General features: G+C 59.9%; 8 protein-coding genes and 1 pseudogene. 6 read left to right on the top strand and 3 right to left on the bottom strand.

Annotated features, from left to right (window positions below; all coding sequences use genetic code 11):
- Window positions 1-541 precede the first annotated feature (541 nt).
- The 5 genes from O7A70_RS19970 to O7A70_RS19950 all read left to right on the top strand — a co-directional run bounded on the left by O7A70_RS19970 (window position 542) and on the right by O7A70_RS19950 (window position 11,604).
- A complete protein-coding gene (locus tag O7A70_RS19970; protein WP_337141905.1) occupies window positions 542-4,438 on the top strand; it encodes a DNA/RNA non-specific endonuclease in 3,897 nt (1,298 codons plus the stop codon).
- Window positions 4,428-5,597, top strand: a complete 1,170-nt coding sequence (locus tag O7A70_RS19965; protein ID WP_337141904.1) for a trypsin-like serine peptidase — start codon at window positions 4,428-4,430, stop codon at window positions 5,595-5,597. The genes O7A70_RS19970 and O7A70_RS19965 overlap by 11 nt, the downstream gene beginning before the upstream one ends.
- A 13-nt stretch (window positions 5,598-5,610) precedes the next feature.
- The gene (locus tag O7A70_RS19960; RefSeq protein ID WP_337141903.1) at window positions 5,611-7,803 is read left to right on the top strand and encodes a trypsin-like serine peptidase; all 2,193 of its coding nucleotides are present in this window, start codon (window positions 5,611-5,613) and stop codon (window positions 7,801-7,803) included.
- The gene (locus O7A70_RS19955) at window positions 7,800-11,138 is read left to right on the top strand and encodes an ATP-binding protein (protein WP_337141902.1); all 3,339 of its coding nucleotides are present in this window, start codon (window positions 7,800-7,802) and stop codon (window positions 11,136-11,138) included. The genes O7A70_RS19960 and O7A70_RS19955 overlap by 4 nt, the downstream gene beginning before the upstream one ends.
- Window positions 11,139-11,241: 103 nt before the next feature.
- Window positions 11,242-11,604, top strand: a complete 363-nt coding sequence (locus O7A70_RS19950) for a hypothetical protein (protein ID WP_337141901.1) — start codon at window positions 11,242-11,244, stop codon at window positions 11,602-11,604.
- Between the two features lie 581 nt (window positions 11,605-12,185).
- On the opposite strand, the gene O7A70_RS19945 is transcribed toward O7A70_RS19950, so the two are convergent.
- Window positions 12,186-12,596 carry a tyrosine-type recombinase/integrase gene (locus tag O7A70_RS19945; protein WP_442921195.1) on the bottom strand — a complete coding sequence of 137 codons (411 nt, stop codon included), beginning with the start codon at window positions 12,594-12,596 and terminating at the stop codon, window positions 12,186-12,188.
- Between the two features lie 321 nt (window positions 12,597-12,917).
- Between O7A70_RS19945 and O7A70_RS19940 the strand changes: the two are divergent.
- Window positions 12,918-13,143, top strand: a pseudogene (locus tag O7A70_RS19940) (DNA-binding protein).
- A gap of 307 nt (window positions 13,144-13,450) precedes the next feature.
- Here O7A70_RS19940 and O7A70_RS19935 read toward each other — a convergent pair.
- Together O7A70_RS19935 and O7A70_RS19930 are read right to left on the bottom strand one after the other, a co-directional pair.
- Window positions 13,451-15,352 (bottom strand): cell wall hydrolase, encoded by a 1,902-nt coding sequence (locus O7A70_RS19935; RefSeq protein WP_337141900.1) that lies wholly within the window; start codon window positions 15,350-15,352, stop codon window positions 13,451-13,453.
- A 33-nt stretch (window positions 15,353-15,385) separates the two neighbouring features.
- A complete protein-coding gene (locus O7A70_RS19930; protein WP_337141899.1) occupies window positions 15,386-16,690 on the bottom strand; it encodes a hypothetical protein in 1,305 nt (434 codons plus the stop codon).
- Window positions 16,691-16,793 lie beyond the last annotated feature (103 nt).

Raw genomic sequence — 16,793 nt, 5'->3', positions numbered from 1 at the left:
CAACGTAGCTGAACAACTCGCCAGTTCGATTGTCGCCACCGCGCACGTGTCATCTCCGAATCTCTTCGGAATTAGTGAATCACGGTCATCGACCTGCGGCGAGCACCTTTTTCAACAGCCTGCTAGGTGGAAATCAGTCTCGTCGTTGTGTTACCCTACTGCGGAATATTTTTACCGGTTCTGCCAAGGACAGTCGAACTGCTGAGCGATAGCTGATCCAGATTATAAGTAGCAAAAGGTCTAGTTCAGCAATGATCTTCAGTTACCTGATTTTTTCCTTAGATAATTACTTTTGTGAGACGGGTGCCGTACTATGATAGGCAATTTTGATGCTGTTACGTGTTCGCTTCAATCAGGATTCAAAAGACCTAAGAAAAGCGTATTCTGATAAGGCGCGGGTTTTAAATAATCCACTTCCTGGATCTCTTATTCTGTATTATACTTCAATTTGGAGCATCCGTCACAAGAAAAATCTCGCCTGCCGCCGAGCATGGCTTGAAGGCGGGCGCTATTTTGTGCCTCAAGGAGGGGGGGCGGCACGATGACTTCGCCTGCCACCGACGCCGATCTGCGCGCATTTCTGGCGGGCACAACCCGATCGAATTCGATCGACGAGGTCGTTGCCGAAAGTAGGATGCTTTCAGCTGGCCGCCTCGAATCAGCTGGCGCGGAAGCAACCTCCACAGACACGGCCCTGACGCGCATGACGCTGGAGAAGCTGGCCCGAGGCCAGGCGCTAGACCCTCGCGAGCGCTATCACCTGGAAGCCATCATTATCCCAGACAAGCGGCCAGCCATCGATATCGTCCGGGGCGATTTCACGACCCGTCATCCAGACTGGCTCTTTCTCAACGACACCGACGTCAAGGGCCGCCTCAAGGCCCTCTTCCCGAGCATCGGGCGAATCGAACTGCCTAACCATCCGACCGCGCCGTATGGCGGCACCGGCTTTGTAGTTGGCCCGAACCTCCTGATGACCAACCGCCACGTCGCGGAGATCTTTGCCAGCGGAATGGGAAGAAACGGGCTAAAATTCGTCGCCGGCCTGGAAGCCGGCATCGACTTCCTGAAGGAGCGCGGATCGACCGAGGCGGCCTACCTGCGCGTCGTCAGGGTGACGATGATTCATCCACACTGGGATATGGCGCTGCTCATAGTTGACGGCCTGCCATCCAATCGTTCGCCGCTGCGTCTGTCGACGACCGACCCGGAAACCCTGCGGGGCCGTGACGTCGTGGTGGTCGGCTATCCAACCTTCGACGTTCGCAATCCCGCCGGCGTGCAGAACGACGTCTTCGCCGGCGTCTACGGGATCAAGCGCCTGCAGCCTGGCAAGCTGAAGGGCATCGCTCCAGTAGAGGCCTATTACGGGCGAGTGGTAGACGCAGGGCTGCACGACAGCAGCACACTGGGCGGCAATTCGGGATCCTGCGTCATCGATCCGAGGACGGGCGAGGTCGTCGGCCTGCATTTCGGCGGCGTCTACGCTGTCACGAACTACTACGTGCCGGCGGGCGCGTTGGCGCAGGACGGCTGCGTAATCGACGCCGGCCCCGTCTTCTCTGGCCCAGTGTCGCGACGCTCGACGCGATGGGACGACGCCTGGCAGGAAATAGAAGCGGCCGAGACCAGCGCTGGCTCGGTTCCGGCTGTCCAGCCTCCGGTCCCCTCCCCGACCAAAACCTCGAGACAATCAACACCAACTCCAACTGGACCGCCTGCAATGGAGACGAAGATCGTTATTCCTCTTGAAATAACGGTGCGCCTCGGCCAGGCCCAGCCTGTCCCGCCGGGCGGCGACCTATCGCCTACTCCGGCACCGACAATGGAGGACACCGGGCAACCGGTAGTCGTGGAGCGGGCACTGGAGCCGGTCCACGACACCGACTATTCGACTCGCAAGGGCTACGACCCGAACTTCCTTGGCGTCGCCGTACCGTTGCCGCGGCCGCGACGCTTGGACCAACTCGCGCTTATGGCGGACGGTGGATTCGTTATCCCCTACAACCATTTCTCGATTGTCATGCACAAGGTGCGGCGTCTCGCCCTGCTTTGCGCGGCCAATGTCAGCGTCGATCCAAAGCGGAAGCGGCCGGGCAATCGTCCGGATAAGGATTATCAGCGCGACGGCCTGGGCGGGCTCGGCGAGCACGACACCGAGAAGTGGTTCGGCGATCCGCGTATCCTCGGAACAGAGCAATTGCCCGACAAATTCTACAACCAGGACCGGAAGTCGTTTGACAAGGGCCATATTGTGCGCCGCGAGGACGTGGCCTGGGGCGACACCTATGAGGAGATGCGCAACGCCAATGGCGATACGTTCCACGTCACGAACTGTTCGCCGCAGACGGCTTCGTTCAACAGGCCAAACGAGGCGGCGGAAAATTGGGGTGCTCTTGAGAACCTCGTGTTGGCAAACGCCAAGACGGAAAACCTGGTGGTCTTCGGGGGGCCGATTCTGGCCGAAGGCGACCTGATGTTTCGCGGCGTCGACACGGAGGGCAAGGTCGTCGTTGCGGTGCCGCGAAAGTTCTGGAAGGTGATTGTCGCGCGCAAGGAAAATCGATTGCAGAGCTTCGCCTTCCTCCTGGAGCAGGATCTTTCGGGCGTGGTGGTTGAGATGGCAGTGCCCGACAAATGGCGCCAGCACATGGTGTCCGTCGCCGAAATCGAGGAACTCGCCGGCATCGACTTTTCGCGTGCCGTTCGCGAAGGCGACCAGTTGGGCACCACTGAAGGCGTGACGGTCCGCGGCAAGGCCGGGATCGCCGGACCCGCCCAGGCATCAGAGGAAGCCCCCGGCTCGGCGCCAGATCTCGTCGTGGGCGACATCACGGCGTTCTGGCGCGAGCAGCAGAAATCGCGCGAACCGTCCGTGCATGACGTCCGCTTTGTGATCGCGCTGGCAACACCGCTCTCGGACGAGGTGATCCGCGACCAAGTTGGGGGCGCGCTGGAGCTGAACGTGCGCGTGGGACCGCTCTTCGCGCCGGACCGCGACCTCGACCGCTTCCGCGCGCTCGACATTCCTGGTGTCGTCGCTGAGGATCGCTCGGACCTATTCGATATCGCCCGTTTCATCAATACGCTACTTGGTAGCGAGACAGCGGAGCCGGACCTTTCCACCAACTACTTCGACGACGGCTCCAATGCATCGGCGCCGGAAGGTTCGGCTGAGAGTTCCGACTTCGCGTTCTGGTGCTGGGTTGACGAGACGAAGAGTTCGCCGACGGATCCCGACTGGGCGCTGAACAAGACCAGCGTGCGAAAGGCCTGGGCATTCTCGAGCGCGGCCGGCCGGCCGAGCGGCGGCAAGGGCATCCTGGTGTTCCAACCGGACACCGGCGTGGTGCCCACTCAAACCGAGCTGCCGCCCAACATCGTCAGAAGCAAGCTCGCAGGGAACATGATTGAAGTCGGCAAGCCGCCGATCGACCCTATGAAGGGCAGCGGCAATGTCGGCCATGGGACGAGCACGGCCAGCGTGGTCGCGAGCCCGCAGGCCGGTGCGATGAGCGGCTCGGCGCCGCAAGCAACACTGGTCCCGATCCGCTGTATCACCTCCGTGGCGGTCTTCGACCAGAGCCGCATCGCACAGGCAATCGATCATGCGCGGCTCAACGGCGCCCACGTCATCACGATGAGCCTCGGCGGCGTCTTCAGCTCCGCTCTCCATGCCGCCGTGCGCAAGGCGGTCCAGGCGAACATCATCGTGGTGGCGGCAGCCGGCAATTGCGTCTTTACGGTGGTCTGGCCGGCACGCTACGACGAGGTTATCGCGGTCGGCGGCATCAACGAGCAATTCCAACCCTGGAAGGGGTCGAGCCGCGGCGAGACCGTTGACATTTCTGGTCCGGCCGAACTCGTCATGCGAGCGGATGCCAGAGACCTTGTCAACAACGGCAAGGTCGGACCGGGCCAGGGCACGTCCTACGCGACCGCGCATCTCGCGGGTGTGGCGGCCTGCTGGCTCGCCCATCACGGTCGCGATGCCCTTATCGGCCAGCTCGCGCCGGGCCGGACGTTGCAGTCGCTGTTCAAGGCGACGATCCAGCTCAGCGCGGATGTGCCGGCCGGTTTCGATACCGGCCACTATGGCGCCGGCATTGTCAACGCAGACGCGCTGTTGCGCCGAAAGCCAGAGTTCGCCGGCGCGCCTGAAACCGTCGCCATCGCGCGCTCTACAGTCGACCAGGTCCGGGATCTGCTGGCGGAAGTGGCGGCGTCCGGCCAGGTCGAGGCGATCGCTCCAACTCTCGAGGACAAGCAGAACCTGCTTGAACTGGCATGCCTCGCTTTAGACACGGCTCGGGCAACGCAGGCGCGAGCCGGTAAGATTGAGGCGATGCCGCCGCGCCTCGTGTCGCGCTCGCTGCGCGCGCGCCTGGGTGACGATTTCAGAAGCTGGACCGACCTGGGAGCTTCCGATGGTCGATGAACTGGAACCGAGGCTCGATCGCACGGCTAAGCGCGTAAGGAAGCTCTTTTTTGGCGGCGGCCGGGGTGCCCTTGGCGTCGGCTTCGAGGGAGCCGCGCCACCCCCAGGCCCTGAGTCCACGTTGGAGGCCGGCGGGACTCAAAACCGGATGCCGGACGAGCGGGACGTGCAGGCCATCACAGCCCGCCTGCTCGCCGCACGCGCCGCCTCTGGCAGGGTGATGAATCCGGTCGAGGCGGAAGGACTGGCGCGCACCATCGTTGCCAATGCCAACCGCGCGCTGCTCGACCTGGACGGAGCGCCGGACGGCTCACTCGGGCAGAAGGCCGCGATGGCACTCGAAGCCGTCGTCCAGGTGCGCGGCCGGCCTGCGGTTCGGATCCTGGCCGAGGAGTTCGACAGGTTTACTGATCCAGATTCGGAAATCTGGCAGTTGCTGGCCGGAGAACATTTCGACGCAATGTGGGCAATCGCCTCGGCGACGGCCGCCGTGAAGGTCACCGAGCGCTTCATCACGAACCGGAGCTGGGTGCAGGGAACCGCCTTCCTCATTGGACCGGGTATGGCAATGACGAACCGTCATGTCTTGTTCCCGCCCGACGGTGGCGTGCGCCTTGGTCGGCGCTTTCCCGGAACCACGACGGCGCGGCTCAAAGGCGACTTCGAGATTACGCTGGACTTTGCCTTCGATAACGGTCGGGTGCGTGAGAACGTCTACCGGGTCGTTGGCGTTCCGTTCGTTGCGGAGGATAACGACCCCGTGGATGCGGCGATCCTCGCAGTCGAGCCGATGAGCGGACCGCAGCCTGCGCCGCTACCGATCTCGCGCTCGGACGCGTTCGACGTCGGCCGGCTCTATATCGTCGGCCACCCCGGCTATCTGGAGAATGTCCCGGAGGACATCCTGACTGTTTTCGGGAGGCCCGACGAGCGGAAGCGAGTGAGCTTTGGTCAGTTGATGGATCCTGAGCAGGCCAACCAGGCCTACATCGTTCACGACGCTTCGACTATTGGAGGTTATTCGGGCGCGGCGGTGCTCGGCTTCGGCTCGAATGAGGTCCGAGCCCTTCACTACTGGGGCGACTCGACTGCGGGCAACCGGGCCGTCGGGGCGGACGCGATCCGCCGCCATCCAGTTATCGGGCCGATGCTGACATAAGTGGAGCACAGCGATGGACGGAGGAACCGAAATCGACCTAGGCCTCGCTCTCACGGATGCGGAGCTGGACATCCTCGCCGGCATCTGCGCGCGGGAAGTTGCGCCCATTCACATGGAGAACCTCGCGCGAGAGAATCGTATCGTCGATGACTTCGAGACGTTCGTAAAGGAGACGATGGCGGGGCAGGCCGACCCAATCAAAGCGCTCAACAGGGCGATCCTGGCAGAGCTTAATCGACGGCGCATTCTGACAGCGATTGTCGAAACGATGTTGATCCAGATACCGTGGACCGACGGAAACAGGAGGATAATTGCGGGATTTGCACAATCGGTCAGAAGCAGCCCGACCCCTCAAATTGCCCTCCAAGCTTTGCTGACGAAAAGAGGTAGTTTCTTCGCAGATAATAAATTGGGCGTTTTGTACAATGACATTGGGCCCAGAATTGGAATTCTGGCGGGAACCTTCCTTGACGTTAATGGAGCCGTGGCTTCTATCAACGCAACCGTATTTCTGGTCGGGCCTGATCTCGTCCTTACGGCGAAGCATACTTTCGACGACGTCCAGCAACTGCCCGAAGTTCCCGACTGCTTCAGCGTGGCGTTCGATCATAAATTCGGCGATCCGATCGTCGACCATCAACAATTGCTGCAACGGCCGGGTCTGCGGGTCGTCGGTCTCCATCCGGATTGGCTGGTGACGTCCAGCCCGTCCGTTAGATGGGCGGGAACCGTCGCAAATCTTGACCCTCAACAGATCCAGGAGCTTTTACAGGGTTTGGATTTCGCATTGCTTCGACTGGCGACTCCGGTGGGAAACCTGCCTGTACAAACGGGAGCGCGCGCACGCCGTGGATGGCTCAAGGTGGCCACGCCAGCGGGACCTTTTCCTTTCGCGGCAAATACGCAGCTCGCGATGCCCCAGCATCCGGGCGGCCTTCCACTTAAACACGCGTTCGGCAGCATCACGGGACCTTGGGATCCGACAACGAGGATCATCTATCAGCTCGATGCAGCGAGAGGTTCCTCCGGCGCCCCCTGCCTCAACGCCGATATGGACGTCATCGGTGTGCACAGCGCCGCCTACATGCCCGGCCAGGTCGTCCTGGGCAATCTGGCGGTGCGGATCGATGTAGTCTGTCCGCAGGTCGTGGCCCATCTGCAGAATCAGGCGCCCCCACCACCACCTGCAGCGACAGCGTGGCGAGCGACACGCGCGGATCGATCACTGGTGCCGATTATCGGCCGACAGAAGCTGCAGGTCTGGTGCGATGCTGCGATGAAGGGGGCGACCGCCGTGGCTTCGCGTGGTCGCAGCGACCGGGTCTATGCGGCTGATGCACAATCGCAGCGCGCTGGAAAGACATTCACGGACGACATCCTCAGAACCCTGCTGGTCGGCCAGTTGGGGCACAACATCGTCGTCATCGGCGGCAAAACCTCCGCCATGCCGGAGACGGTCGAGGAATTCATCAATGTGTTAGCGGCCGGCTTCGGCATGAGCGCACAAGATCTCGGTGCCATGCCGACGCGTGCAGGCGCCACCCTCCCGCAGGGGGCGAAGGACGGTGACAAGCTCGACCGGTGGCTGTCGCAGGAGTTACCCGAATGGTTCGCCGGTCGCCTCGCAGCCCACCGGACGGTCGAAACCAACCGATCGGCAATCGCGCGGTCACTGGTCGCGGCAAATGAAGCATTCGGCCGGCCGAATGCACAGGAAGACATAACGCTCGCCAATGCCAGCCCGCCGGTCATCGTCTCAGAGGATCGCTGGCGCAAGACTTGGGTTCTACTTGAAGACGTGGATCGACAGCCGCCATCGACGGAAGTACGCCGATTCGTCGCGGGCCTGATCGGGGCCGACGTAGATGAGAATGCGGTCGCGGGCGTTCGCTCGGCGATCCAGTGGCTGTTCCTCGGCCGCGCCCCCGACTTCCTTCTCGCGTCGGACATGACCGTCGAAACGATCACGGCCGACATTGTCCCGGTCGACGCACTGGAGACGACTTTCGCAGCCGCGTTCACAGAAGCTGGCATTGAGGACCTCGATGCTGCGAGTGTCGCTGCCGCTATTCAGCTAATCGCGCCGGCCGCCCTGCAGACCGAACGGGGGAAGCAGAATGTGGAGCAAACGCTTCTAAGCGTCTGCCAGCGTTTGGCCACGGACCTGATCGCAGGCATCTACGCCAAGGGAGGGCACCCGCTATGAAAGGCCTCTCAAATTCCTACCTGACTGACTTGCTTGCGAACCCACAAGCGAGAGCATTGCTAGAGAAGGCCGTGGGCAGAGACGTCCTGGAGGCTGCCGCCAACGCCGGGCGTGCGGTGGTCGAACAGATCGCTCAGCGCGAGGCGGTAATCGAGAACACCACTAAGGACATTCCGCCAGTGGTGGACGAGGACATGCTGCAAGCGGCGACCAGCTACAATTTCAACCCTGAGGAGTCCGCCGACGATGCCGAGCGCAGCTGGTTGGTGCGGCAAGCGAAGATGGTGTCGGTTGGCGCGCGCAGGCTGCTCCGCCTCTACAACAGCGAGCGCCGACGCATCCTCGATGCGCCCGAGGCGACTTCGCTCCTGCCGCTCCTGCTAGCCGCCCGTGAGGTTGCGGATAGGGCCACGCTCGCTGCGAAGACCGTCGACTTCGATCGGCTGGTCGACGCCTATTTGCGTGAATTTCTCCGGGGCAATTTCGGTTCTGCCGCCTCGCAGCTCCCGGCCCTCCACCAGCGTGCAGCGGTGGCGGCTCGAGAGGCGCTCGATGGCATTGGTAGACTGCCACCAGCGGCACCCAGCCTGGCGGACTGTCGCCGGCAAGCCAATCTAGCAGAAATCCTCGCGCCGCTAGGCGTCATTATTGGCATCGCCGACGATGCACCAGTCGGCAGCAAAGACCGTTTCGTGGGACGTTCTGATCAGCTTGCGACGCTGCGTAGCGTCGTCGATGAACTCGGCTCCGAAACACTTCTGGAGGGGCTGCGGCGAACCGTGCAGCGGTTGGTTCGAAGAAAGCCACGTCTGCTGACGATCAAGGCGCGTGGCGGCCTCGGCAAAACGGCGTTGGTCGCGAAGTTCCTCTACGATCACGCTACGAAGCCGGGCGAGCGTTTCCCCTTCGCCTATCTTGATTTCGACCGCTCAGACATCCAGCCACGCGCCGGCGGACTGCTATTGCTCGAAATCTGTCGGCAGCTAGCTTGCCAGTATGGCGAAGAGGAGTCCGCACTTGCTGATCTCAGCGACCAGATTCGCAACGTCCTCGCCGGTCGCGCGACGGGCAGCCTGACCTCGTGGTGCAAGACTTTCCGGGTGATCGTGCGGCAGATCATTTCCCGCTCCAGCCACTCGGCCACCTTCCTGCTCGTGCTCGACACGCTGGAGATCGTGGACGCCGATCCGGATGCAATGTTGGGGGTTGTCAGTCTCGTGAGAACTCTAGTGGAAGAGCCGTTCATCGAACTGTGTCTTGTTGCGGCCGGCCGCTCCGGCTTCGAGGAATTTCTGGAGATCGAGGCGTTCGAAGTTACGCCTGTCGTCTTGCCGCCGTTCTCGCTGGAAGACGCGCGGGCCATGGTCAGTAGACTTGGCATCGATCTGCTCCAGTCCGAATGGAAATCCAACTGGGCTAACCGCTTGGCCGGTCGAAAGACGGACCCGGCCGTCCGGCGCGAGCCGCTCAGCCTTCGACTCGCCGTCGAATTGGTTCGCAATGCCGATCCGTCGCAACGCGACAAGGTGGTCGCAGACATAGAGCGCGACGGCGAGAAGGCCGATCAGGCATTTGTCGCCCGGCTGTATGAACGGCGAATTCTCGATCACGTGCGCGACAAGCACGCCCAAAAGCTCGCCTGGCCGGGATTGGTGGCCCGACGCGTGACGCTCGACATGGCGAAGAATGTGCTGGCTCCAATTTGCGGACTAACGCGGGATGAGGCTGAAGCAGCTTTCGCGATCCTTGGGCGGGAAGGCTGGATCGTCGACGTCGAAGATGGTGGCAGGACGTTACGTCACCGCCGCGATCTGCGGGCAAGGACGTTGCCTTTGATGCGCAGGCACAATCCGGAACTCTTCAACAAGGTCGCGGACGCCCTCGTCGACTACTACGGCAAGTCGCAGACGGCCGATCCAGTCGAGCACGCCTACTACACTCTGCTTCGCGGGGAAGACGACAAGCTCTTCTCAACGGTCGTGGAACCGACGGTCCTCGCCGAGCTCTACGGCGATCTCGAAGACTTCGAGGTCGGCTCGTCGGCCTGGGTGCTCCTTCAGGCGCGGTGTGCGCGGCGTCCGCTTGAGTTAGAGCCGATGCGGCGGCTACCGGACGAGCTGGTCTGGGACCACCTCGGCCGCACGGGCAGCGGCCTGCGAGGCGTCAATGACCGCAAGATTGAGCCGAGGACGGCCATGCTCATGCATCGTGGCCCGCCGGCAACGAACGAACTGGCGGCGATGGGACCCTGGCAGGCGATCCAGATCAAGTGCGGCCTGTGGAACAACCTGACGCCGAGCAATCTGACGGTTCCGCTCTCGCAGTACGATCTGACCCTGTTCGCCTTCTACATCGCGCAGCTTTCCCTTGCAGGGGAAGTCGCGCCGGATTTCTGGGCAAAACACTATCCCATTTTGATCGAAAGACTGTACAGCGCCCGTGGGACAGACAATTGGCATGCGCTGACCTTCTCGCTCACAGCTGCCAAGCTCTATGATCCGGTTCTCGCTGCCCATATCGACCGGCGGATTGTATCATCACTCGAAGGAGCGTCCGGACAGGGCCGACTGCGCGACATCTCGTTGCGTACCCTGCTGGCGCTCGGCGATGAAAGCCGGATGCCTGCTCTTTCTGCGTGGTGCGTGACGGAGCCTGATCGCATCTCAAGCGGCATTTCATTCGCTGAGTTCGTTGCACTGGCCTGGGCAACTGACTATGAGGTGCCGGCCCAAAACTTTCCGGCAGCCGAAAAGCTAATGGAGTCGGCACGTGCCTTCCATGTGATGAGCGCTGCGCAAGACATCTCAACCTTGCCGCGGATCCTTCACAACGAGAAGCAGGTAGTCCTTTATGCTTGTGAAATGATCCGGGCGATTGGCTCATCGGCTGATGCAGGGAGGGTGAAAGCCTTTGGAGGCCTGTACAGCCGAATTCGCGAGCCTGAATGGATCATTCCCTTCGCGTATCTGCTTAACGATTCGCTTCAGCCGGGCTGGAAGGCGCGCCTCCAGCAAAGCCTCTCGCCGCAGATCTACAGTTCCGACCGAGACGGGCTGTTCAATCCGTTACAGGCATTGCTACGCCGAGCAGCGTGGCCGAACGATCTGGTTGTACTCCTGACCGCAGCCGACCGGGCCGGTGATTTTGACGGCATCCTGTCGCATCTGCAGCCGCTTGTCCGGGACGATGAGGCTGACGCGGTTTCGAAGCTGCAGGGGATCCGCCAGCTGGCGCGACGCCGTTTCAGCGAGCTTGCTGACGCACGCTCCGCCGACAACAATGGACGCGCGTTGGCGACGCTGCGTTCACGACAGGTCAAACTACCAGCGGGTTGATATCAGCCTGATTGGAGCACGTCGCGCACAAGTTCCGAGATGATGTTGTTCCACTCTATCCAAACAGCGTATATAAACTCGGGTACATTCAGAGAGCAACTTCGTGAATAAAAAGGACAATCGTCGCGGCGATTTGGACCAAGTTCCGGTCGCTGGCTTTTTGATGATCTTTTTTCCGATCTGGACCGTGATCTGCGCGCCTATGGGGTTGTGGATTGCTGTTTCAGCATTTCTCAACATCGTTTCTTTCTTTATTGAGCTATTCTCATATTCTATAAGTATAAGTCGATGGCTAATTGCAGGCGTGCTGCTTTTTTGCGGGATGGTAGTTCAGATTGTGTTCTTATATCTACTCCTGACGGGTCAGTCCGAACGCCAGAAATTGAAACGCATAGCAGTCCTGAGCATACCTTTGATGATGATGTTTTCTATACCGATCGTCCTGATCGGGAACGGCATGGCATGAATTTTGAGTCTTTTTATTGCAGATCACCTGGTGCCACTCGCTGTTGACGGGCCATTGAGTATTGGACGAGCAATGGGGAACGGACTGGGTCTTATTTTCGGGCCGTTGCTATTTTTTGTCGGACTGGCAAGAGGCGTTTTGGTTGCGGGGCACCCAGCAGCACAGTTCGGGTGCAGCGCAATACGCGATGCGGCCGCCCTTGGTCTCATCAATATCAGCTCGCTTTTCGGCTTGCTGAAAAGTCTCGTCACATTGCCTGCGAACTGGGAGGTGCTTGAAATATTGGGCTTCACTATGAGACCTGTGATATACAGCTTGAATTGGTGGAGCACAGTTTCGGTTGCAGGCTATATCGAGGCCGCCGCGGAAATTGCAGTCTGTTACAGCTCTGGCGGGTTGGGTGTATCGCGCTAGTTTTGAGATTGGCGTCTCCTGCTGACGGACATCGATTTTTGTCGCTGGATCACGGCCCAATGGCCGATCCGGACTCGATCTGGTCGAGCCTCGATCCGGTATACATCATGGAGTGCAAGATGGCCTGCATAAGCTCTTCCAAGTCAAGCACGCCCCTGTCTCAACGGTCAATAGGTAGTTGGCCTTGAGGTGCCTCCGGTTTTTCGAACCGTTCTGAGCTGGAATTTTCCAATTATGATCCCGGTGACGGGAGAAGGAGAGTTCCATACCGCGTGGATCGTCCGGGTCGAGACCTTGGTGTAGAGCGCTGTCGTATCGAGCTTGCTGCGTCCGAGCAGCACCTGGATGACGCGGATGTCGACATCCTGCTCGAGCAGGTGGGTGGCGAAGCTATGACACAGCGTGTGCGGACTGTCGCGTTTGCGGATGCCGGCGACTTCGGCGGTTTCCTGAACCGCGCGATGCAGTTGCCGCGACGAGATCGGCGCCGTACAGCCGCGCCCTGGGGAACAGCCAGCCATGCGGAAGCATGACCCCGCGCCGAGAGCGTCGAAGGAAGGCTGCGAAGCGCCGGACATGACGAACGTAGTCCTGCTGCGTATGCGGTCCCAGATCCGAATTCGTCCACTCCCACCTCCTCCAAGCACGAACACGTCAGCAGATGGTACCGGAAACCGCCCTCCTCATTTCCGGCTGCCCGACTCGACCGATCTTGCGAATTTGGTTGGCAGCTGATCCGATTCCTATCCAGCCATATCCGCCGCTTCTACTCCCTCTCACTGCGGCTTCTATTTCTTATCCACATACCCACTCATGGCCGTGCAACTGCATGATCCACGGTTTGGGAGCGTGCTTAAGCCTGCTCACATGCTCCCGACGTCTGACATTTGGAGAGCCTGATGGACGACAGGAAATTTTTGACAGCTGAGGAAGTGTCGGAACGCTAATCGCGGCAGCATCTCTCTTGGAACGCTGCGAAATTGGCGAGCCAAGAGGATTGGACCGGCGTATGTCAAGCTTGGCAAAGCGGTGTTGTACCCAATTGGGGAACTCGAGATGTGGGATCAAAAGAATACAGTGGCGTGCCGTGCGTCAACGCGATTCACCATAGTCGCCGGTGAGTGAGTGTGATTGGCGACCGAGGAGCATCCAATGCCGCCCGTAGAGGCCGCTCCCAACACTCTTGGCGAGAATGATATTTACTATATCTTTCGAAACGATAGCATGCGGGGCGAAGAAGTTGCACAACCTTCCTGATCGTGCTCGCCACGACCTGGGGAGCGACACAGTGGACCTCATGGAGGCTCTCATCATTGGCTGTGCAGCGAACAAGCCTGGAGCGCGAATCTTCATTGCCAGTCAGTGGTCTGCCCTATGAATCATCCCGCCAACTTACTCATTGCGAAGCGGGCTGACTGGCGCCAGAGATCGGTCATTTTATACCGACGTAGAAAATGTGATGGCCGACCTTAAGCGAGACCTTCGCGGCCGGCGAGTTTTTCACCCAAGACGGCTTGACGATTCCGGTTGCATGATAGTGCAGCGCTCCACCCGTGTGATCAGCGATCTGCCCCGCTACGGCCCGTGTCGCGATGTCGAGGCACCTATCGAAACGTGGAGCATCAGAGCCTTTCACCAGCTTGATGATTTTGGACCTGTTGGGATCGCTGCCATTCCAGCAGGAAAACTGCTTAGGGTCGAGACAAACACCTTGCACTGTCGTCTTCTTGCGGAATTTGGCCACAACCCTATTGATCACGACATTGGCGACTGCCTCAACGGCGAAATCGCCTTTGCCTTCTGCATCGAATTCGCCCCTGGCTTCGCCGTAGAGCGTCCTGGCCAGGATCAGAACGTCCTGTGTTGTCCCACCGACGGGTGATCCGGGTACGGGTTTTGTCGTCGGTTCGCCGGGAGCAGGCGGCGGCACCGTCGCCAGCCAGCGTATCGCGACGATCTTGCCGCGGGAGATCGATTTGAGACTGACGCCGCCGGTCTGGTTGCCGCCAATGATGCTGATCATGTTGCCGCTTTTCAGGCTTTCGAAAAAGCCGACATGGCCCGACGTGCCAGTTGCCAGAGGCTCGAAAACAACGATCGCCCCTTTCGGAATTCCGTTTACGTTATTGTCCTCCGCACGCAGCCGCAACTGCGTGTCTCCCCACTTCTTCCAATTCGCCGCCCAACCGGCGTCGACGACCACGCTCGATCCGCCGGGTTCTCCGGATTTCTTGAGGCAGTGACCGACAAAGGCGCCACACCAAGGCTCGACCTTGTGGAGTTCGACGCCAATCGACGCGAAATATTCAAGCACGCGGGCTTTGCCGTCGCCGTCGCTCTCGGTCAGGTTGCCATTCTTCCAGACGGCCATTTCAGCCTGCGCGATATCGAACCAGGACCCCGAAGACCCGATCTCGGCCTTAGGCGGAATAAGTTCCGGGAAATGCTTATTTATGAGCTTGTAGGCCCGGGTCAGACTTGTGTTGAGCGCGCGGCTCGTCTTGGCGTTGAAGCCATCGACGGTTACGACGGCCCCTCCATCCTTCAGGAACAGTTCGCGTCTGCTTATCAGCGCATCCCGATCTGCCTTCACTGGAAATGCGGCCGCGAGAGCCGTTTCCATCGAATCGCTGCCCTTGCCGTCGAGGAGGCTTTTCTGAACTGCGACTGCGGCATTCACGCCAATGAGATGGGCATGCAGGACGTTGAGATAGGTCGGCACATAGGGACCGTCAGTGGGAACAGGCAGAGCCGTCAGCTTGTCGCTGAGCGCCTGCATCTGCTCGCGCGACACGTAGGCGGCCGTATAGGCATGGAGGATTGGCAGTTCCCTGTCGGTCGGGTCTGTTCCCTCAGGCGAGTCGGCAAGGAAACTTTTCCACTCCGTGTCGGTCAGTCCGAAGGGCCCATCCGCATTGTCGTTCGTCTTGTCGGGTGCCGGGTTTGAAATGCCGGATTCGATGATGGCCCAGGCGATCAGATAGTCGGCGTCGACCGGGAACGCATCGGCGCTGTCACCGGCATTCGAATCAAGTTCGGCGCGCACGCATTCGCGCACGAAAGCCTCTTCGTCCAGTGGCGGCCGCTTCTTGGGTTCTACCGGCGCCAGAAAGCGGCGCTCGACCCAGCCGCTCAAAGGGGCCGGAACGGTGGCGAACGTCACGAAGCTCCAATCCGCTGCGCTGCCGGTGGAACCGGCCGGAATGGGCGGCTGCGGGTCCGGCGCATCGACAGTTTCGCCACCCAGGAAGATGTTCACGATGGGAGCATCGGGCGACGGCTTTTCTCTCATGGCGACTGGACCGCCATCTAGATCGCGTATCGTAAAGAGCATGCCCGGCCACTCCGTCGTCTCGAAGGATTGACGTTAAAAGGCGATCTTCATTTTGCGGAACAGTGCTGGCGTCACTTCGTCGGAGTCGGCTCCATTGGAGCCGGTTGTTTGGAAGAAAGCATTGGCCGCGATGATGTTGGCCCGCATGGCGGCGAGGTCGGAGGCCTTTGCTCCCAGATCGACAAAACCGGGAACGTTGAAAAGCTTCATCGCTCCAGACAGGGCTGAAACTCGTCTCGGGTCGCTCAATTGCTCGGCTTCGAAGATGTTCTTGTAACTGTCGGAGCATGTGACGTTTTTGGTTGCGCTGGCGTATTCTTTTCGGTTGGAGATCTTGCCGTCCGCCTTCATTCCCGGCCGGCCGGCCATGTAATCCTCGAAGATCGCATAGGACACCCGGGTCCGCGGTCCAACTTTACCCAGTTCGTCGCGCGGCACGCATAGCGCAACCTGCAACTTCATAAGATCGGCATCGCCATAGGTTTCGGGAATAAACAACTTCCGCACCTCTGCCGATTGCGGAGGCAGGACCGGCACCGTTATGCGCTCGACGATGACTTTTTCCTCGGCCTTCCGTGGACCGGTTGCATCTACCGCGGCTTCAACGGACTGGGGTGTGATCAGTGGTCCGGGGTCGCCGCCACCCCGCTTTATGACCGTGAGGACATTGTTGACCTCGGTTTCAATCGAAAACGGCATACAGATTCGCAGGTAGGAGCGAAGAGCGTGCTCGACCGCCGGCTTGGTTTGAAACTTTATGTCGACGATGCCATTTCGAAACTCCCCCTGATTGTTGAGCACTAGCGCCTGCAACGTCGAGGTATCGATCTCGTAGAGCAGCCTGGAATTGTAATTGTTGACCGAATCCTCAGCAAACCCGAAGGCTTCAGCAACGACACCGATAGCGGCGGACGTCGGTGCGTAGGCTTGCAGGATGGCGTTCACCAGCCGGCCCGTAGTGTTGATCTGGCTGATCAGGGGTTTTTGCGAACGCTTGCGGGAGTCATACCAGGCCAGATAGGCATCGCATCTCTGGTCGATGTCGTTGAGGCCGGCCTGAACTAACGTGTTCCATTCATAAGTATGGAAGTCCGCGAAATCACAGCTAGGAATTCCGCGCGAACTTCCATTTTGCGGAAGGCCAGCCTGGCCGCAAAGGTAGCCATAGTAAAGCTGCTGGATTTGGTATTGCCGCTGAACATCGCTCGAATATAAATTCGTCCCCACCCCCTCGGAGACGAAACCTAAATTATCCTGATGATTGCAACCCGCAGAAAAAGCAATAGAACATAAGGCTACCCCTACAACAACATATCTAACGAGGCCCGCCCAGCGCATCTTTGATTTTCTCACGAAGAAAACGATACAGCTTTTCTGAATCACTAATGTACGGGACTGCGCTAAGGGTCGTCCATACGTCAGAGCAGGTTTCCACAGAAAT

It is taken from the genome of Mesorhizobium sp. Cs1299R1N1 (assembly GCF_037179655.1).
Lineage (GTDB): Bacteria > Pseudomonadota > Alphaproteobacteria > Rhizobiales > Rhizobiaceae > Mesorhizobium > Mesorhizobium salmacidum.
The sequence above is the reverse complement of the archived record's forward strand: the minus strand, read 5'-3'. Positions and strand labels throughout refer to the sequence as shown.